Annotated in this window: 17 protein-coding genes; 7 read left to right on the top strand and 10 right to left on the bottom strand. The window is 70.9% G+C overall.

Going from position 1 to position 17,795, the window contains the following annotated elements; genetic code table 11:
• The first annotated feature begins 155 nt into the window (after positions 1-155).
• The gene (locus tag LV780_RS12040; protein ID WP_101341812.1) at positions 156-461 is read left to right on the top strand and encodes a hypothetical protein; all 306 of its coding nucleotides are present in this window, start codon (positions 156-158) and stop codon (positions 459-461) included.
• 45 nt (positions 462-506) lie between these two features.
• On the opposite strand, the gene LV780_RS12045 is transcribed toward LV780_RS12040, so the two are convergent.
• From LV780_RS12045 to meaB, 4 genes are all read right to left on the bottom strand, one after another.
• Complete coding sequence (locus LV780_RS12045; RefSeq protein ID WP_101341811.1) at positions 507-989, bottom strand: copper chaperone PCu(A)C; 483 nt, start codon at positions 987-989, stop codon at positions 507-509.
• A 33-nt stretch (positions 990-1,022) separates the two neighbouring features.
• The gene (locus tag LV780_RS12050; protein WP_233863801.1) at positions 1,023-1,367 is read right to left on the bottom strand and encodes a hypothetical protein; all 345 of its coding nucleotides are present in this window, start codon (positions 1,365-1,367) and stop codon (positions 1,023-1,025) included.
• Positions 1,368-1,614: 247 nt separating this feature from the next.
• Complete coding sequence (gene rpmB, locus LV780_RS12055) at positions 1,615-1,905, bottom strand: 50S ribosomal protein L28 (protein WP_011910057.1); 291 nt, start codon at positions 1,903-1,905, stop codon at positions 1,615-1,617.
• Between the two features lie 225 nt (positions 1,906-2,130).
• A complete protein-coding gene (meaB, locus tag LV780_RS12060; protein ID WP_108221436.1) occupies positions 2,131-3,102 on the bottom strand; it encodes a methylmalonyl Co-A mutase-associated GTPase MeaB in 972 nt (323 codons plus the stop codon).
• Between the two features lie 135 nt (positions 3,103-3,237).
• Here meaB and LV780_RS12065 point away from each other — a divergent pair, with 135 nt between their 5' ends.
• Entirely contained in the window at positions 3,238-3,951 is a 714-nt protein-coding gene (locus LV780_RS12065) for a DUF3108 domain-containing protein (RefSeq protein ID WP_108221437.1), read from the top strand.
• A 41-nt stretch (positions 3,952-3,992) separates the two neighbouring features.
• On the top strand, positions 3,993-6,419 hold the full coding sequence (gene hrpB, locus LV780_RS12070; RefSeq protein WP_108221438.1) for an ATP-dependent helicase HrpB: 2,427 nt from the start codon (positions 3,993-3,995) through the stop codon (positions 6,417-6,419).
• 125 nt (positions 6,420-6,544) lie between these two features.
• On the opposite strand, the gene LV780_RS12075 is transcribed toward hrpB, so the two are convergent.
• From LV780_RS12075 to LV780_RS12085, 3 genes are all read right to left on the bottom strand, one after another.
• Positions 6,545-6,736, bottom strand: a complete 192-nt coding sequence (locus tag LV780_RS12075) for a hypothetical protein (RefSeq protein WP_011910053.1) — start codon at positions 6,734-6,736, stop codon at positions 6,545-6,547.
• A 140-nt stretch (positions 6,737-6,876) separates the two neighbouring features.
• Positions 6,877-7,506, bottom strand: coding sequence for a CoA transferase subunit B (locus tag LV780_RS12080; protein ID WP_011910052.1), 630 nt, complete (start codon positions 7,504-7,506; stop codon positions 6,877-6,879).
• A gap of 14 nt (positions 7,507-7,520) precedes the next feature.
• The gene (locus LV780_RS12085) at positions 7,521-8,219 is read right to left on the bottom strand and encodes a CoA transferase subunit A (RefSeq protein WP_011910051.1); all 699 of its coding nucleotides are present in this window, start codon (positions 8,217-8,219) and stop codon (positions 7,521-7,523) included.
• 374 nt (positions 8,220-8,593) lie between these two features.
• Here LV780_RS12085 and LV780_RS12090 point away from each other — a divergent pair, with 374 nt between their 5' ends.
• Entirely contained in the window at positions 8,594-8,800 is a 207-nt protein-coding gene (locus tag LV780_RS12090) for a hypothetical protein (RefSeq protein WP_011910050.1), read from the top strand.
• Positions 8,801-8,912: 112 nt separating this feature from the next.
• Here LV780_RS12090 and argF read toward each other — a convergent pair whose 3' ends face one another.
• Positions 8,913-9,839, bottom strand: coding sequence for an ornithine carbamoyltransferase (gene argF, locus LV780_RS12095; RefSeq protein ID WP_044248949.1), 927 nt, complete (start codon positions 9,837-9,839; stop codon positions 8,913-8,915).
• Positions 9,840-9,953: 114 nt separating this feature from the next.
• Positions 9,954-11,135 carry an aspartate aminotransferase family protein gene (locus LV780_RS12100; RefSeq protein WP_108221439.1) on the bottom strand — a complete coding sequence of 394 codons (1,182 nt, stop codon included), beginning with the start codon at positions 11,133-11,135 and terminating at the stop codon, positions 9,954-9,956.
• A gap of 372 nt (positions 11,136-11,507) precedes the next feature.
• On the opposite strand from LV780_RS12100, the gene LV780_RS12105 reads away from it, so the two are divergent.
• A complete protein-coding gene (locus LV780_RS12105; protein ID WP_108221440.1) occupies positions 11,508-12,125 on the top strand; it encodes a GcrA family cell cycle regulator in 618 nt (205 codons plus the stop codon).
• Positions 12,126-12,180: 55 nt separating this feature from the next.
• Here the strand turns inward: LV780_RS12105 and LV780_RS12110 are convergent, their stop codons facing one another.
• Positions 12,181-14,154 carry an AsmA family protein gene (locus LV780_RS12110; protein WP_108221441.1) on the bottom strand — a complete coding sequence of 658 codons (1,974 nt, stop codon included), beginning with the start codon at positions 14,152-14,154 and terminating at the stop codon, positions 12,181-12,183.
• Between the two features lie 197 nt (positions 14,155-14,351).
• Between LV780_RS12110 and LV780_RS12115 the strand changes: the two genes are divergently transcribed.
• Positions 14,352-16,217, top strand: a complete 1,866-nt coding sequence (locus LV780_RS12115; RefSeq protein WP_117345028.1) for a peptidyl-prolyl cis-trans isomerase — start codon at positions 14,352-14,354, stop codon at positions 16,215-16,217.
• Positions 16,218-16,226: 9 nt separating this feature from the next.
• The gene (trpE, locus tag LV780_RS12120) at positions 16,227-17,738 is read left to right on the top strand and encodes an anthranilate synthase component I (RefSeq protein WP_101341783.1); all 1,512 of its coding nucleotides are present in this window, start codon (positions 16,227-16,229) and stop codon (positions 17,736-17,738) included.
• The last annotated feature ends 57 nt before the right edge of the window (positions 17,739-17,795 follow it).

Here is a 17,795-nt window from a genome sequence, read left to right on the forward strand (position 1 = left end):
CGCCACCGGCCTCGGCGCCCCCTCGCGGGAGCGTGATCTGTGAGGAACGTCCGCCAAGCCTCGAATCGGTTTGAAGAAAAGCCGCTTTTCCGGCATAGTCTTCGGACATCGAAATCGGCGGGATCAACCTGCCGGAGCAGTGAACGAGGCAGATCATGAAGAAACCGGCCCTTGCGGCGGCGCTCGCCGTGCTTGTCCTTCCGTCCCTTGCCGCTGCCGGCGGCCCGATCGAGCGGGCCTGCCTGCGCTCTGACCGGCAGGCGGCCAATGCGTCCACCTGCAACTGCATCCAGCAGGTGGCCGACATGACGCTGCGTTCGGGAGACCAGCGCCGCGCGGCGAAGTTCTTTGCCAACCCGGACGAGGCGCAGGAAGTGCGCTTCTCGGGGCGCAGCTCGGATTCGGCCTTCTGGCGGCGTTACAAATCCTTCGGTGAGGCGGCTCAGGCCTACTGCGGCTGATCCGGCAAGGGCGCACCCTCCGGCGCGCCCTGCCCCTTCGCCCGGTCAGTGCGCGTGATCCATGCCCTGCATCTGGTGGGCGCCCGCATCCTCGCGGGTGAGGTCCACGGGCACGGCGAGATCCACGCGCGCGCCGCTTTCGAACGTGAGCGTCAGAGCCACCTCGTCGCCCTCCTTCAGCGGCCTCGTGAGGCCCATCAGCATGACATGGTCGCCGCCGCGGGCGAGCGCATGGCTGCCCTGGGCGGGAACCTCGAAGCCTTCGGGAACCTCGACCATCCGCATGATCCCGTCCTCACCCGCGAGATGGGTGTGCAGCTCGACCTTGGCCGCGGCCTCGGACGCGGCCGACACCAGCCGGTCGGCGGTGCTGCCGTGATTCTCGATCACCATGAAGATGCCGCCGGATTTCGCGGCGGGGCTTGAAACGCGGGCATAGGCGTCCCGCACGGCAATGTTGCTGTCGGCGAAGGCGGGCAGGGCGAAGGTGACGGCGGCGGCCGCGAGAAGCGTCTTGAACGGTGTCATGTGTCTCTCCTGTGAAACGGGCTGGGGGATGCGTCAGACGGAAGGCGCCGGCGGATCGCGAGCACAGGGGGCAGGAGAGGGACGGCCTGCGGCCACGACGGGCGCAGAGCGCGGAAGCCCTTCGCCGCGCGAGAGCGGCGCGCGGGGCATCGGACAGAAAGGTGGGGCTACCGCCGTGCCAAGGCCCGCAAGACAGTCCGGGCAGGGGTGAAGCGGCCCGACCGGCCTGCCCTCGCGGTCGAGCGCGATGGTGGCGACACCGTGACCGGTGCAGATCACCACCTGCCGTGCCGCCGCCTGACCATGCGCGGCCGAGACCGTCAGCGAGGCGGCCGCAAGAACGAGAGAGAGAAGGAAGGCCAGCACGGGGCGCATCATGGGCCGGATCATACGGGCCCGCGCGCCCGCAACAAGCGGGCATCGGCAACAAGCTTGCGCTGGCTCAACAGCTGGCGATTCACGTCTTGCAGACAGGTCGTGGTGGCGCTGAGGGGGCGCGCCCGAGACGCCCGATCCGGTCGCACCCCGGCAGCCGGTGCAGCGCCGGTCCCATCGCCATGCCAGAGCCCTAAACGCAAAGACCCCGCCGACTGGCGGGGCCGAGGCCGGTGAGGACCGAGCCGGATCAGGCGGCGGTGGCGCGGACCTTCTCGATCTCTTTCTTGATCGCGAGGGCCTTGAGCGACAGCTCTTCGTCGCGGGCCTTCGCGAGGAAGGCGTCGAGCCCGCCGCGGTGGTCCACGGTGCGCAGGGCCGCGGCCGAGATGCGCAGCTTGAAGGACTGGCCCAGGACGTCCGAGATCAGGGTGACGTCGTTCAGGTTCGGCAGGAAGCGCCGACGGCTCTTGTTGTTGGCGTGGCTGACCGTGTTGCCGGTCATCGGAGCCTTACCGCTAAGTTCGCAGACGCGCGACATGGTCGTGATCCTCGTGGTTGTGCATCGACTGCACGGTTGTGCATGAAGGGCACCGCCAGAGGCAGCGCGCCGAATTCCATCGGGGCCGTTTAGGGGCAAAGCGGAGCGGCGTCAAGCGATTCAGGGCGCTGCGGAGCGAGCGGCCGATGGGGTCGAGGACGGCCACCCGCGGCGGGGGCTTCGCGCCCCCGCACCCCCGCGGGATATTTGGGCCAGAATGAAGGATCAGAGAGAGGCGAGCATCCGCGCGGCGGCGGCCTCGGGGGTGAGATCGCCACGGGTGACGGCCTCGCCCAGCCGGCTCATGGTCTCGCGCGCGGGGCCGGGGCGGCTCAGGACGGACAGGAGGCCCTGGCGCACCTCTTCCTCGAACCAGTGGCGGGACTGTTCGGACCGGCGACGGGCGAAATGGCCGGTCTCGCGGCGCCAGCCGACGAGCGCCTGCATCTCGGCCCAGGCATGGGTGAGGCCCTGCTCTTCGATGGCCGAGACCGGCATCGCCTTGGGAAAGCCCTCGGGATCCTGCGGCCGGCGGCGCAGGAGGCGCAGCGCGCCCGCATAGTCCGCCACGGTCCGCATGGCGGCGGGCCTGAGGTCGCCATCGGCCTTGTTGACAAGGATGATGTCGGCCATCTCCATGATGCCGCGCTTGACGCCCTGCAGCTCGTCGCCGCCCGCGGGGGCGAGCAGCAGAAGGAAGAGGTCGCAGAGCTGGGCCACCACGGTCTCGGACTGGCCGACGCCCACCGTCTCGATCAGGATCACGTCGAAGCCCGCCGCCTCGCAGAGCGCCACCGCCTCGCGGGTGCGGCGCGCGACGCCGCCCAGGTGGCTCTGGGACGGCGACGGGCGGATGAAGGCCATCGGATCGCGCGAGAGCCGCTCCATCCGGGTCTTGTCGCCAAGGATCGAGCCGCCCGAGCGGGAGGAGGAGGGATCGACCGCGAGAACCGCCACCCGGAGCCCCTGGCCGGTCAGCATCAGCCCGAAGCTCTCGATGAAGGTGGATTTGCCGACGCCCGGCGTTCCCGACAGACCGATCCTCAATGCCTCGCGGCCTGTCCCGGCCAGTTGGCCGAGAAGCGCCAGAGCCTGTGCGCGGTGGTCGGCGCGCTGGCTCTCGACGAGCGTGATGGCGCGGGCGAGGGCGCGACGGTCGCCGCTGGCGATACGGGGGGCGAGGTCGGCTGTGTCCATCGGGTGCTCCGTCAAGATCGGGCGCAGCCTCTCCGGCCGCTGACGCGATTGTCAGGGCGGAACCGGACTGCGGGGCTGTTGTGCCCTCTCTTCCCGCGATATGCCAGAGGCGAGAATGCGGCAGATGGAGGTTCCATGCGCACGGCTCTCGGGATGGCGGCGCTGGCGCTGCTGCTGGCGGCGCCCGCCGCTGCACGGACGGACGAGGCCGCGTTCGATCTCGTGCTCCGCGGCGTGAGGGCTGGGACCTTCTCGTTCAGTGGCGCCGAAGAGGCGGGACGCTACAGCGTCAACGGGCGGCTGCAGAGCGCGGGGCTGCTCGGGCTGGTCCGCAGGATGCGCTACGATGCGCAGGCGAGCGGGCGGATGGTGCAGGGCCGCCCCGAGGCGCTCAGCTACAGCGAGAAGGCCGACACCGGGCGGCGGCAGTCCGAGGTGGTCCTGGCCTGGGACCGGGGCAGGCCGAGGGTCGAACGGTACGCGCCCGCGCGCAAGCCCCGCCCCTATGACGTGGATCCGGCGGCGCAACGTGGCACGGTGGACCCGATGACGGCCCTCTATGCCGCTCTCCGGGATGTCGAGCCGGGGCAGGAATGCCGGCTGTCGCTGGACATCTTCGACGGGCGTCGGCGGACGCAGGTGGTGCTGGGCACACCGAAGGCGATCGAGGGCGGCGTGAGCTGCGCGGGCGAGTTCCGGCGCGTGGCGGGCTACTCGCCCGAGGACATGGCCGAAAAGCCACGCTTTCCCTTCACGCTCTACTACCAGCCGACCGCCGACGGACGGATGCGCGTGATGCAGGTGGCAACGGACACGATCTACGGCAAAGCCACCCTGCGGCGGCGCTAGGCGCCTCTGGCGCGGGGCACGAGGTCCGGCCATAAGGGCGCATGACCGAGACGCTGCCGATCGACTCTGCGCTGCCCGCCCTGGTGGAGGCGCTCTCCAATCGCCGGATGGTGGTGCTCCAGGCGCCGCCCGGTGCGGGCAAGACCACGCGCGTGCCGCTTGCGATCCTGGATGCCGGGTTGACCGGGGAACGGATCGTCATGCTCGAGCCGCGGCGTCTTGCGGCGCGGGCGGCCGCCGAGCGGATGGCGGCCACGCTCGGCGAGCCGGTGGGCCAGACCGTCGGCTACCGCATCCGGGGCGAGGCGCGCGTCTCGCCGGCCAGCCGCATCGAGGTGGTGACCGAGGGCATCCTCACCCGGATGATCCAGGACGATCCCTCGCTCGAAGGGATCGGCGCGCTGATCTTCGACGAGTTCCACGAGCGCAGTCTGAACGCGGATCTGGGACTTGCGCTGGCGCTCGAGGTGCGGGGCGCGCTGCGCGAGGACCTGCTGCTGGTCGCGATGTCTGCAACGCTTGACGCGGGGCCGGTGGCCGATCTGATGGGAGGGGCGCCCGTCGTGACGTCGGAGGGGCGCGCCTTTCCGGTCGAGACGCGGTGGCTGGCGCGCCCCCTCGCCCCCGGTGCGCGGCTCGAGCCCGAGGTGGCGGCCCTGGTGCGACGGGCCGCAGTCGAGACCGAGGGCGACATCCTCGTCTTCCTGCCGGGCGAGGGCGAGATCCGGCGCGTGCAGGGCATGCTCGACCTGCCGGGGGTGCGCGTGGCGCCGCTCTTTGGTGCGCTCGACTTCGCGGCCCAGCGCGCGGCGCTCGAGCCAGGCCCGGAGCGTCGGATCGTGCTGGCCACCTCGATCGCCGAGACCTCGCTGACCATTCCCGGCGTGCGGGTGGTGGTCGATGCCGGCCGCGCGCGGCGGGCGCGGTTCGATCCGAGTTCCGGCATGTCGCGGCTGGTGACCGAGCGGGTGACGCGGGCCGAGGCCGACCAGCGCCGCGGCCGCGCGGGCCGTGTGGCCGAGGGCATCTGCTACCGGATGTGGACGCGGGGCGAGGAAGGGGCACTGGCGGCCTTCCCGCCGGCCGAGATCGAGGCGGCGGATCTGACCGGGCTTGCGCTCGAGCTGGCGGTCTGGGGCAGCGCCGACCTGCCGTTCCTGACGCCGCCCCATCCCGGCGTGCTGGCCGAGGCGCGCGGGCTGCTCGAGCGGCTGGGCGCGCTGGAGGATGGCCGGATCACCGCCCATGGCAAGCGGCTGGCGCGTCTGCCGCTCCATCCCCGGCTGGGCCACATGCTGACGGTGGCGGGGCCCTCCGCCGCGCCGCTTGCCGCGCTGATGGCCGACCGTGACCCGGTGAAGGGGCCGCCCGATCTTGCGCTGCGTCTGGCGGCGCTGGCCGATCCGAAGCGGTTCCCGGACGAGCATCCGCACGAGGTGAACCGCACGGCCCTCGCCCGCGTCCGGGACGAGGCCCGCCGGCTCTCCCGCGCGGTGGCGACGCCCGACGCGGGTCTGTCTGTGGGGCAGATGGCGGCGCTGGCCTATCCCGACCGGGTCGGCCTGAGGCGCAAGGGCGAGGCGCCGCGCTGGGTGCTATCGGGCGGCAAGGGCGCGGCGATGGAACCGGGCCTGCCGCTCTCGGGCGCGCGGCTGATCGTGGCGACCGATCTCGACGGCGACGCGCGCGAGGCGAAGGTGCGGCAGGCGGCGCCGATCCCGGAATCCGAGCTGCGCCAGCTCTTTGCGCCACAGATCCGCTGGCGCACGGTCTGCGACTGGTCGCGCCGCGAAGGCCGCGTCGTGGCGCGGCGGCAGGAAACCTTCGGCGCGCTGGTGCTCGACGACCGGACCTGGCCCGAAGTGCCCCCCGAGGCGCTGGCCCGCGCGGCCTTCGAGGGGCTGCGCCAGATCGGCCTGCCCTGGAGCGAGCCCGCCCGCAGGCTGCGCGCCCGCATCGCCCTCCTGCGCGCCGAGGGGGCCGAAATGCCCGACACGTCGGACGCGGCGCTGCTGGCCGACCCCGAGTGGCTGCTGCCCTACCTCGGCACCCGCCGCACCGAGGCCGAGCTTCGCGCCCTTGACCTGACCGAGCCGCTGCGCGCCCTCCTCGGCTGGGAGGGGGTGCAGCTTCTCGACCGGCTGGCGCCCGCGCATTTCGAGACACCGCTCGGGCGCAAGGTGCCGATCGACTACGAGGGAGAGGCGCCGGGAATCGAGATCCGGCTGCAGGAGATGTTCGGCGTGACGGTGCACCCGACGGTGGGCCCCAGAAGGCTGCCCTTGCGGATCACCCTGCTGTCACCGGGCCAGCGGCCGGTGCAGGTGACGATGGATCTTCCGGGCTTCTGGGCAAGTTCCTATGCGGATGTCCGCCGCGACATGCGCGGTCGCTACCCGCGCCATCCCTGGCCCGAGGACCCGACGGTGGCCGAGCCTACGCTGCGGGCCAAGCCGCGCGGCACCTGAGACGCGCCGAGCGGGCATGATCCGGGCCGACGCGACGGCTCAGACCGGGGAGGCACACGCCTGCGGACAGCGGTCATGGGCCAGGAACAGCCCGGCCGCTGCGCCCAGGGAACCGAGCCGCCGGATCAGGCGGCGTCCGGCCCCTTGATGACCAGAACCCAGAAGGCGTAGATCCCGAGGAGGAGGAAGATCACGGCCCACACGGGGCTTCCCAGCGCGAACAGCTCGACGGCCGACCAGGCGATGGGGAAGATCCCGGTGACCCAGCGACGCCAGGCGGGGCGGAAGAACGGGTGGTTTGGATCGATGAGTTGCATGGAGAAATCCTAACCTGCCCCCTCGCCCGGAGGTAGGGAGAAGATGCCGCAGGCCATGCGCCGCTGGATGCGCGGTCCCTCCCCAACCGCACGACAAGAGGTGCCGCCCCTCCGGCCGCGCGGACGGAGGAGCCGCGCCGTCAGGCGACGATGGTGGCTTCCGTCGCCGCGCGGATTTCGTCTTCCGTCACGCCGTCGGCACATTCCACGATCCGCAGCCCACCCGGCACCACGTCGAGCACGCCGAGGTTCGTCACGATGCGGTTCACGACGCCCTTGCCGGTGAGCGGCAGGGTGCATTGCTTCAGCACCTTCGACTCGCCGTGCTTGGAGGTGTGGTCCATGACCACCACCACGCGCTGCACGCCCGCCACAAGGTCCATCGCCCCACCCATGCCCTTCACGAGCTTGCCGGGGATCATCCAGTTCGCAAGGTCTCCGTTCTCGGCCACCTCCATCGCGCCGAGAATCGCCATGGCGATCTTGCCGCCGCGGATCATCGCGAAGCTCTGGGCGCTGTCGAAATAGGCGGTCTTCGGCAGTTCGGTGATGGTCTGCTTGCCGGCGTTGATCAGGTCGGCATCCTCCTCGCCCTCGAAGGGGAAGGGGCCCATGCCGAGCATACCGTTCTCGGATTGCAGCGTCACCTCGATCCCTTCGGGGATGTAGTTGGCCACCAGCGTCGGGATGCCGATCCCGAGGTTGACATACCAGCCGTCCTGAAGCTCCTGCGCGGCGCGTGCCGCCATCTGGTTGCGGTCCCAGCCCATGATCTCTCTCCCCCTCAGGCGCGCTTGCGGACGGTGCGCTGTTCGATGCGTTTCTCGTGCTGCCCCTGGATCAGGCGGTGCACATAGATCCCCGGCAGATGGATCGAGTCCGGCTCGAGGCTGCCCAGCGGGACGATCTCCTCGACCTCGACCACGCAGACCTTGCCGCAGGTGGCCGCCGGCGGGTTGAAGTTGCGCGCCGTCTTGCGGAAGACGAGGTTGCCCGACGGGTCGGCCTTCCAGGCCTTCACGATCGACAGGTCCGCCACGATCCCGCGTTCCAGGATGTAGGTCTCGCCGTCGAACTCCTTGTGCTCCTTGCCCTCGGCGATCACGGTGCCCACGCCCGTCTTCGTGTAGAAGCCCGGAATGCCCGCGCCGCCGGCCCGCATCCGCTCGGCGAGCGTGCCCTGCGGGTTGAACTCCAGTTCCAGCTCGCCCGAGAGATACTGGCGCATGAACTCGGCATTCTCGCCGACGTAGGAGGAGATCATCTTCTTCACCTGCCGCGTCTCGAGCAGCACGCCCAGACCGAAGCCGTCCACGCCCGCATTGTTCGACGCGATGGTCAGATCCCGGGTGCCCGCGTCGCGGATCGCCTGGATCAGCAGCTCGGGAATGCCACACAGACCGAACCCGCCGGCCGCGATCAGCATCCCGTCGAACAGCAGCCCGTCCAGCGCGGCGGACGCGCTGTCATAGACCTTCTTCATGGAGACCTCCCGAAAATTCTCGCAGGAATTTGTGGCGGACCCTCCGGGGCGTGTCAATCGCCGCGCTGCGGCAGGCGGGGACGGCCCGCGCCGTGAGGTCCACCCGTCCGAAGCATATTCGCCTGCCCGAGCGGAAAGGGGACTGGACGCGCGATCCGCCCGCCCTCACCTTCGGCCCGAGGGATTCGCGCGGGCGCGGCTCTGGCGGATCTCCCGATACGAAAGAATGTGGCAACCATGCAGGTTTCTGCACGTTGTTCGCCCGAAGTCCGTCTTGCAGTCTCGCAAAGCACTGCGCTTGAGCGGTTCGAAGGGGTTCATGCGGTATCAGCGGTGTTCAGGGAGGACCCTGCCAACCTTGTGAAGAGGTCAACATGATCGAACTTGCCTTCGTGGCCTGCCTCAGTGCCGCCCCCGAGGCCTGCGAGAAGCGCAGCCTCTATTACAGCGATGATCTCAGCCCGCGGGCCTGCCTGCTGCGCGCGCCGCCCGAGCTTGCGAAATGGGTGCTCGACCACCCGAAATACCGCGTCTCGAGCTGGAGGTGTCGCGTCCGGCCCGCCACCGAACAGGACGCCTGAACGGCACGCCCGCGCAAGACCGCGGGGGATGGCGAAGGACCGTCCGTCCCGACACGAGCCGGGGCCCGGTTTTCGGGCGAGGCCCGGCCATGGCCAGGCCAGCCCCCCCGCATCAGGTTCCGAGGCACCAGCGCATGATGGCCTTCTGCGCATGAAGCCGGTTCTCGGCCTCGTCGAAGATCACCGAATGCGGCCCATCCATCACCGCGCTCGTGGCCTCGTCGTCGCGATGCGCGGGCAGGCAGTGCATGAACAGCGCATCGGGCCGCGCCTTCGCCATCAGCGCCTCGTTCACCTGATAGGGCCTGAGCTGGTTGTGCCGCCGCTCGCGCGCGGACTGCGGATCGTGCATCGACACCCAGGTGTCCGTCACCACGAGATCGGCCCCCTCGACCGCGCGTGCCGGATCGCGCTCGATCGAGACGCGCCGGCCCTTCTCGCGGGCATAGCCCACGAACTCGGCCTCGGGGTCGAGCGTGGGCGGGCCGGTGAAGGTGAAGTCGAAGCCGAACTGGCCCGCCGCATGCAGGAACGAGGCGCAGACATTGTTGCCGTCGCCCGCCCAGACCACCTTGCGCCCCGAGATCGAGCCGCGGTGCTCCTCGTAGGTCATCACGTCGGCCATGATCTGGCAGGGGTGCGTGCGGTTCGTGAGCCCGTTGATCACCGGCACCGTGGCGTGCTCGGCCATCTCGAGCAGCGTCGCCTCCTCGAAGGTGCGGATCATGATGAGATCGACATAGCGCGAGAGCACGCGCGCCGTGTCGGCGATGGTCTCACCGTGGCCGAGCTGCATCTCCTTGCCCGAGAGCACCATGGTCTGCCCGCCCATCTGCCGCACGCCCACGTCGAACGAGACGCGGGTGCGGGTCGAGGGCTTCTCGAAGATCAGCGCCACCATGCGGCCGGCGAGCGGCTGGTCGTCGTCGAGCTGGCCCTTGGGCCGGCCCTGACGCGCCGCCTTCATCGCGTGGGCGCTGTCCATCATCTGCCGGAGGGCGTCGGTGTCGGTCTTGTGGATGTCGAGGAAGTGGTTCACGGGAAAGGGCCTTCTGTCTCGGGTGCGGGCCTCGGGCACCGCCTCCCGCCGGATGTTCATGCGCGACCGAAGAGCAAGCCGCCTCGTCGGCGCGGATCGGCCCTGAGGCAGGGGTCAGGCCGCATCGGCTTCCAGTGCCCCCGCGGCCCGGTCGAGACGCGCCACCGCTTCGGCGATGTCCTCGTCGGGGATGGTCAGCGCCGGCAACAGCCGCACCACGTTGTCGGCCGCGGGCACGGTCAGCAGATGCTGGCCATAGGCCGCCTGCACCAGATCCGTGTTCGGCGCCCGGCACTTCAGGCCGAGCATCAGGCCCGCGCCCCGCACCTCTTCGAAGATCTGAGGATGGGCCGCCACCAGCCCCTCGAGCTTCTGGCGGAAGAGCGCGCCCTTGCGGTTCACCTCGGCGAGGAAGGCCGGGTCGGCGATGATCTCCATCACCTTGGCGCCCACCGCGCAGCCGAGCGGATTGCCCCCGTAGGTCGAGCCGTGGGTGCCTACCGTCATGGGCGCGGCGGCTTCTTCCTTGGCCAGCACGGCCCCCAGCGGAAAGCCGCCGCCGATGCCCTTGGCCACCATCATGATGTCGGGCTCGATCCCTGCCCATTCGTGGGCGAAGAGCTTGCCGGTGCGCCCCATGCCGCACTGCACCTCGTCGAACACCAGAAGCGCGCCCACGGAATCGCAGGCGTCGCGCAGGCCTTTCAGGCAGACGTCGGGCAGGACGCGGATGCCGCCCTCGCCCTGCACCGGCTCGATCATCACGGCCGCCGTCTTGTCCGAGATCGCCGCGCGCAGCGCCTCATGGTCGCCGAAGGGCAGTTGCCGGAAACCCGGCATCAGCGGCCCGTATCCCTTGGTCATCTTCTCGGAGCCCGCCGCCGCGATGGCGCCGGTCGAGCGGCCATGGAAGGCGCCCTCGAAGCAGAGGATCTCGATCCGGTCGGGCTGGCCCTTTGCGGACCAGTATTTGCGCACCATCTTGATCGCGAGTTCCGCGGCCTCGGTGCCCGAGTTGGTGAAGAAGACCGTGTCGGCGAAGGTGGCCTCGACCAGCTTCTCGGCCAGCCGCTCCTGCTCGGGGATGCGGTAGAGGTTCGAGACATGCCAGAGCCTGCCGGCCTGCGCCGTGAGCGTCTCGACCAGCGCGGGATGGGCGTGGCCCAGCGCGTTCACCGCGATCCCTGCGCCGAGATCCAGATATCGGCTGCCGTCCTCGGCGGTGAGCCACGAGCCCTCGCCCGTCACGAATGCGAGGGGCGCACGGTTGTAGGTCGGCAGGACGGCAGAGATCATCGGCAAGGGTCCCCAGGAAAGCCACAGGGGTGCCAGAGGAGGCGCCCCAAGTCAACGTGATGTGTCAGGAAGGAAGGCAGGACAGGCAGAGGCTGCGCGCAGGCGCGACCGGACGCTTGAAAGCGTCAACGTCGGGCGGCGGGGGTGCAGGTCCGGCTTGTCATGGCCGTGCTCCTATCGCGATCCGTGCCGGCTGTCCATCCCTCGCGCACGCCTGCTGGATGGGCGCGGGCCCGGCCCTGCCCGCCGCGGCGCCGGAGCGGCTTGAAACACGGCCGGGGCGGGTGTAAATCTCGCCCTTCCTCCCCACAGGCGGGGAGCGGCGGAAGCCCGGCGCCCGGCGTCGGGTCCACCCTCAAGCGGAGTTGCGGCATGTCCTGGACCGACGAGCGCGTCGAGACCCTGAAGCGAATGTGGGCCGAGGGCCAGAGCGCCAGCCAGATCGCCAAGGAGCTCGGGGGCGTCACGCGCAACGCGGTGATCGGCAAGGTGCACCGGCTGGGCCTGTCGAACCGTGTGGGCGGCAACGGAAGCCGCGACGAGATCGAGGAGGAGGTCGCGCCCGCCACCGGCACGACCGCCGCGAGCCCGGCCCCGGCGGCCCCGCGCCCCGAACCGGCACGTCCGGCCGATCCGCCCCGCAGCGCCGACCCGCGCCCGGCGCCGGAACGCCCGGCTCCGGTTGCGCCGGTGGCCCCGGTGCCGCTGCGCAAGCCTCTGGTGACCGCGGGCCAGCCCCTGCCGCCGCAGCCTTCGGCCAACGAGATCAGCCCCGAGGCGCTGGCTTCGGTCCGCGAGGTGGAAAAGCGCGCCCGCCGGCTCACGCTGATGGAGCTGACCGAGCGGACCTGCAAATGGCCGATCGGCGACCCGGCCACCGAGGACTTCTGGTTCTGCGGCCTGCCCTCCTCGCCCGGCAAGCCCTATTGCGAAGCCCATGTCGGCGTCGCGTTCCAGCCGATGAGCGCCCGCCGCGACCGTCGGCGCTGAGAGCCCGGCCCCGCGCCGTGAGCAGCCTGTCCGCCCACGGCACGCGACACCGGCCTCAGTTCCCGCCGAGCAACCTGTTCAGCGCCCGCCCGGCCTCGTTCTGGAGCGACTCGCGGGCGCGGCGCTTGGCGGCCTCCTCGAGGCTCTCGCCGTCCTGCGGAACGACGCCCAGACGCTCGGCCGCCTCCTCGGACATCCGCTCCTTCACCTGCTGCCCGACCGGCTGGCGCACCAGCGCATCGAGGTCGAGCCGGGTGCGCGGGCCCGCCCAGGGCCCGGCGATGATCACCGGAACGCTCACCCCGCCCGTTCCGTCCTCGCGCGGCAGGAGCGTCGGAAGCAGCCGGTAGTCAAGCGTCCGGTCGCCGATCCCCACCGATCCCGCGCCCGTTGCCCGCATCAGCGGCGCCTCGAGGGCCAGATCCTCATTGCGCAGCACGCCCTTTTCCACGGTGAAGCTCGCGCCGAGCTTGTCGAAGATCGTGCGCGTCCCCTCGCCCACCGAGCCCGCATCGAGCGTGCGCACCATCCGCGCCACATCGAGCCCGCGGAACTCGCCCTTGCCGAAGCGGATCGAGCCGGTGCCCGACAGGCTCTGCATCAGGGCCTCCTGATGCGGGCCCGCGGCGAGCAGCTTCAGCCGCACGTCCCCTTGCGTCGCCAGCCGATCGAACTCCGCCAGATCGGCCAGGAGGGGCTCGGTCTGCAGGCCCGACAGCGTCAGGTCGGCCGCGAGCGAGAGGCCTTGGCGCCCGTTCACCACCAGTTCGCCCGCGAGACTGCCGCCGTAGGCGGCCACCTCGCGCAGATCCACCACCAGCCGCGCCCGGTCGAGCGTCAGGATCGCCTTGGTGGCGCCCAGCCTGAGCCGGCCGAGGTCGATGCTGCCCGCCGAGAGGGCCAGACCGAGATCCACCGCCGACAGCGCGCTCGCGTCGATCGGGGTGCGCGACCAGCCTTGCCGGTCGTCGCCGGGCGGGCCCGCGGCTGCGGCCGGTGTCGAGAGGCCGGCAAGCTCGAGCGCCTCGGCCCGCACATTCGCCTCGAGCTTCGGGCGATCGCCGCCGGGGGTCATGTCGGCTTCGACGGCCAGCCGGTTGCCGTCCGCGGTCACCCGGCCATCGCGCAGATGAAGCGTCCCTCCCTCGGCCAGCGTGAGCCGGCCCGCGATATCGAGCTGACGGCGGCCCAGCCCTTCCGGCAGCTCGGGGCGGGGCCGGCCGAAGAGGGCCGCCAGATCGCCCAGATCGCCCAGGGCCGCGTCGATCCGCCCGTCGGCCATCGGCGGCGCGCTGCCGGCCTCGCCCTCGAAGGTGATCCGGGCGCTGCCCGTGGCGAGCGACAGGCGCAACGGCGCCACCCGGCCGGCCAGTGCGCTGCCCGCCTCCTCGAGCCGGCCTTCGACGGCAAAGCCCCGGCCATTCGCCTGCCCCGAGAGGGTGAGATCGGCCGGTCCGCCCGATTCCGGCAGGGTCACCCGCGCCTGCACGCCGGAGATGTCCCCCCGTCGCCCGGTGCCGTGATCGATCCAGAGAACCCGCCCGCCCGTCACGATGCCCTCGTCGAGCGTGAAGGGGGACACGGCCGATCCCGCGGCAGTGGCGGGCGCGGGATCGGCCTCGGGCGCAGGATCGGCCGCCGCCGGGCGCGACAGGTCCCAGTTCGCCCGCCCCTCCGCATCGCGCTCGAGACGGATCACCGGCTCGTCCAGCGCGACCCGGCTGATCCGCCAGCTGCCGCCCATCAGGGCGAGCGTATCGAGCCCGATCTCGAGCGCGCGCGCCTCGAGCAACGGCTCGCCCGCAGCCCAGGGGGCATTCGCAATGGTCACCGGGCCGGTGCGCACGCCGAGCTTCGGCCAGACCGAGGGGCGCACCTCGCCGGAGATGGTCATGGCGCGGCCGGTCGCGGCCTCGAACTGGCGGGCGGCCAGCTCGGCCAGCCGGTCGCGCGGCACGAGCACCAGCGCCACGAGAAACAGGGCCACGAGCCCGAAGAGCACAGCCACCAGACGGATCAGCCAGCGCATCGACACCTCCGATCGTTCCGCCGAAAGCCTAGCCGCCGCCATGGGCCGCAGCAAGCATCGCTCCGGCGCAGGGCCGGCCGAACGGTCAGGATTGCGTGAAGCGCGTCGCGCGGGCCCGCCTCGTGCGGCCCTCTGCACCTTGCCCCGGCGCCGCCCAGGCCCTAGACAGTCGCAACCGCCCAAACCGGAAGAATGCCATGTCGAGACTGACGTCGATCGAGCACCACAAGCCGAAGAAGAAGGGCACGCAGATCGTGTTCTGGGGCCTCGTCGCCCTGATGGCCGTGGGCCTCGGCGGCTTTGGCGTGACCAATTTCGGCGGCGGGCTCAGCACCGTCGGCAGCGTCGGCGACCGCGACATCACCACCGCCGACTATGCCCGCGCGCTTCAGCAGGAGATGCGGGCCCTCGGGGCGCAGATCAACCAGCCGGTCACGATGGAAATGGCGCGGGCGTTCGGGCTCGACCAGCAGGTGCGCCGCCGCCTCGTGACGCAGGCCGCGCTGTCCAACGAAGCCGACCGTGTCGGCCTGTCGGTGGGCGATGCGCGGGTGGCCGAGGAGATCACCGGCTCGGACTCCTTCCACGGTCCCTCGGGGCAGTTCGACCGCGAGACCTACCGGCTGGTGCTGCGCCAGAACAACCTTTCCGAATCCGAGTTCGAGAACGGCCTGCGCGAGGATATCTCGCGCTCGCTTCTGCAGGGCGCGGTGGGGGGCGGCTTCGTGGCGCCCGCGGCGCTGGTTGACACGCTGCACGCCTACATCGCCGAGCGGCGCAGCTTCAGCCTGCTGCGGGTGCAGGAGGCCAACCTCGGCGCGCCGCTGCCCGAACCCACCGAGGACGAGCTTCAGGCGTGGTATGAGGCGCATCCGGCCGATTTCACCGCCCCGGAACGCAAGCGCATCACCTACGCCGCCCTGCTGCCGCAGGAGGTGGCCCCGACCCTTCCGGTCGAGGAAGAGGCGCTGCGCCGGCTCTATGACCAGCGTCTGGGCGAATTCGTGCAACCCGAGCGCCGGCTGGTCGAACGGCTGGCCTTCTCCACGCCCGAGGCCGCGGCCGAGGCCCGCGCCCGGATCGACGAGGGAACGTCGTTCGAGACCCTCGTTTCCGAACGGGGGCTCGAATTGATCGACATCGACATGGGCGATGTCACCCGCGACGAGCTGGGCGCGGCAGCGGAGGCGGTCTTCGCCCTCACCGAGCCGGGGGTCGCGGGCCCGGTCGAGACCGGGCTGGGCCCCGCCCTCTTTCGGGTGAACGGGGTGATCGCGGCGCAGGAGACCCCGTTCGAGGCGGTGCGCGACGACCTTCTCGCCGAATATCAGCAGGACGCCGCCGCCCGCGCCATCTCGGGCCGCCGCGACCAGATCGACGACCTGCTCGCCGCCGGTGCCACGCTGGAAGAGCTGGGCACCGAGGCCGGGATGAAGATCGCCACCGTCGAATATGCGCCGGGGCTCGATTCGGACATCGCGGGCTACGAGGCGTTCCGCACCGCCGCCGATGCGCTGCAGCCGGACGACTTCCCCGAGACGGTCCAGCTCAACGACGGCGGGCTTCTGGCCATGCGCCTCGACGAGGTGGTGCCGCCGCAGCTGAAACCCTTCGAGGAGGTGCGCGACGAGGTGGCCGAGGCCGTGCGCGCCGACGCCCTCGACAAGGCGCTGGCCGCCCGTGCCGCCGAGATCGCCACGGCGGCCGAGGAAGGCACGGACCTCGGCAGCTTCGGTCCGGTCGAGGATCTGGGCCCGATGACGCGCGACGGCTTTGTCGAGAACGTGCCCGACACCCTCGTCACCACCGCCTTCGGGATGGAGGAGGGCGCGCTGCGGGCCATCGACGGGCCGGGCTTTGCCGGCGTCCTCCGGCTCGACACGGTCGAGCCCGCCGCCGGCGACGACGAGGCGGCCCGGGCGCTCAAGGCCTCGCTGTCGGCCCAGATCGAACAGGCGCTGTCGCAGGATGCGCTTGCGCTCTTTTCCAACAGCCTGATGCAGGAGGCCGGCATCACGCTGAATGACGCCGCGATCTCGGCGGTTCAGGCCCAGTTCCAGTAAGGTGCCCCCGTGCCGCTCGTGACCTCCTTCGAAACCTTCGAGCGCGGCTGGAACGCCGGGCAGAACCAGCTTGTCCATGCGCGGCTGACGGCGGATCTCGACACGCCGGTGTCACTGATGCTGAAGCTGGCCGAGGCGCGGACGGACACCTTCATGCTGGAATCCGTGACCGGCGGCGAGATCCGCGGCCGCTATTCGGTGGTCGGCATGAAGCCCGACCTGATCTGGCAGTGCCACGGGCAGCACAGCCGCATCAACCGCGAGGCGCGCTTTGACCGGCAGGCGTTCCAGCCGCTCGAGGGCCATCCGCTCGACACGCTGCGGGCGCTGATCGCCGAAAGCCGCATCGACATGCCGGCCGACCTGCCGCCGATCGCCGCCGGCCTCTTCGGCTATCTCGGCTATGACATGATCCGGCTGGTCGAGCATCTGCCGGGGGTGAACCCCGATCCGCTGGGCCTGCCCGATGCGGTGCTGATGCGGCCCTCGGTCGTGGCGGTGCTGGACGGGGTGAAGGGCGAGGTGACGGTGGTGGCGCCCGCCTGGGTCTCGTCGGGCCTGTCGGCGCGGGCGGCCTATGCGCAGGCGGCCGAGCGGGTGATGGATGCGCTGCGCGATCTCGACCGCGCGCCGCCCACGCAGCGCGACTTCGGCGAGGTGGCGCAGGTCGGCGAGATGCGGTCGAACTTCACGCACGAGGGCTACAAGGCCGCCGTCGAGACCGCCAAGGACTACATCCGCGCGGGCGACATCTTCCAGGTGGTCCCCTCGCAACGCTGGGCGCAGGAGTTCCGCCTGCCGCCCTTCGCGCTCTACCGCTCCTTGCGCAAGACCAACCCCTCGCCCTTCATGTTCTTCTTCAACTTCGGCGGCTTCCAGGTGGTGGGCGCCAGCCCCGAGATCCTCGTGCGGCTGCGCGACGGCGAGGTGACGATCCGCCCGATCGCCGGCACCCGCAAGCGCGGCGCGACCCCCGAAGAGGATCGCGCGCTGGAGGCCGACCTGCTCGCCGACCAGAAGGAGCTGGCCGAGCATCTGATGCTGCTGGATCTGGGCCGCAACGACGTCGGCCGTGTGGCGAAGGTGGGCACGGTGCGGCCGACCGAAAAGTTCATCATCGAGCGCTACAGCCACGTCATGCACATTGTCTCGAACGTGGTGGGCGAGATCGCCGAGGGGCAGGACGCGCTGTCGGCGCTGCTGGCGGGCCTTCCCGCGGGCACCGTCTCGGGCGCGCCGAAGGTCCGCGCGATGGAGATCATCGACGAGCTGGAGCCGGAAAAGCGCGGCGTCTATGGCGGGGGCGTCGGCTATTTCGCGGCCAATGGCGAGATGGATTTCTGCATCGCGCTGCGCACCGCCGTTCTGAAGGACGAGACGCTCTACATCCAGTCGGGCGGCGGCGTGGTCTATGACAGCGACCCCGAGGCCGAGTATCAGGAGACGGTGAACAAGGCCATGGCGCTGCGGCGCGCCGCCGAGGATGCGGGCCTCTTCGCCCGCCGACACGGCAACGGCTGAGACCATGCGGGGGCGGCCTTCAGGGCCGTTCCCGCAGTCTGCTCAAGAGCTTACTGG

This window comes from Cereibacter azotoformans (assembly GCF_021391315.1).
GTDB lineage: Bacteria > Pseudomonadota > Alphaproteobacteria > Rhodobacterales > Rhodobacteraceae > Cereibacter_A > Cereibacter_A azotoformans.

Coding starts and splice junctions, on each gene's coding strand:
- LV780_RS12040 (WP_101341812.1), top strand. CDS start 156: ATGAAGAAACCGGCCCTTGCGGCGGCGCTCGCCGTGCTTGTCCTTCCG.
- LV780_RS12045 (WP_101341811.1), bottom strand. CDS start 989: ATGACACCGTTCAAGACGCTTCTCGCGGCCGCCGCCGTCACCTTCGCC.
- LV780_RS12050 (WP_233863801.1), bottom strand. CDS start 1,367: ATGATGCGCCCCGTGCTGGCCTTCCTTCTCTCTCTCGTTCTTGCGGCC.
- rpmB (WP_011910057.1), bottom strand. CDS start 1,905: ATGTCGCGCGTCTGCGAACTTAGCGGTAAGGCTCCGATGACCGGCAAC.
- meaB (WP_108221436.1), bottom strand. CDS start 3,102: ATGGACACAGCCGACCTCGCCCCCCGTATCGCCAGCGGCGACCGTCGC.
- LV780_RS12065 (WP_108221437.1), top strand. CDS start 3,238: ATGCGCACGGCTCTCGGGATGGCGGCGCTGGCGCTGCTGCTGGCGGCG.
- hrpB (WP_108221438.1), top strand. CDS start 3,993: ATGACCGAGACGCTGCCGATCGACTCTGCGCTGCCCGCCCTGGTGGAG.
- LV780_RS12075 (WP_011910053.1), bottom strand. CDS start 6,736: ATGCAACTCATCGATCCAAACCACCCGTTCTTCCGCCCCGCCTGGCGT.
- LV780_RS12080 (WP_011910052.1), bottom strand. CDS start 7,506: ATGGGCTGGGACCGCAACCAGATGGCGGCACGCGCCGCGCAGGAGCTT.
- LV780_RS12085 (WP_011910051.1), bottom strand. CDS start 8,219: ATGAAGAAGGTCTATGACAGCGCGTCCGCCGCGCTGGACGGGCTGCTG.
- LV780_RS12090 (WP_011910050.1), top strand. CDS start 8,594: ATGATCGAACTTGCCTTCGTGGCCTGCCTCAGTGCCGCCCCCGAGGCC.
- LV780_RS12100 (WP_108221439.1), bottom strand. CDS start 11,135: ATGATCTCTGCCGTCCTGCCGACCTACAACCGTGCGCCCCTCGCATTC.
- LV780_RS12105 (WP_108221440.1), top strand. CDS start 11,508: ATGTCCTGGACCGACGAGCGCGTCGAGACCCTGAAGCGAATGTGGGCC.
- LV780_RS12110 (WP_108221441.1), bottom strand. CDS start 14,154: ATGCGCTGGCTGATCCGTCTGGTGGCTGTGCTCTTCGGGCTCGTGGCC.
- LV780_RS12115 (WP_117345028.1), top strand. CDS start 14,352: ATGTCGAGACTGACGTCGATCGAGCACCACAAGCCGAAGAAGAAGGGC.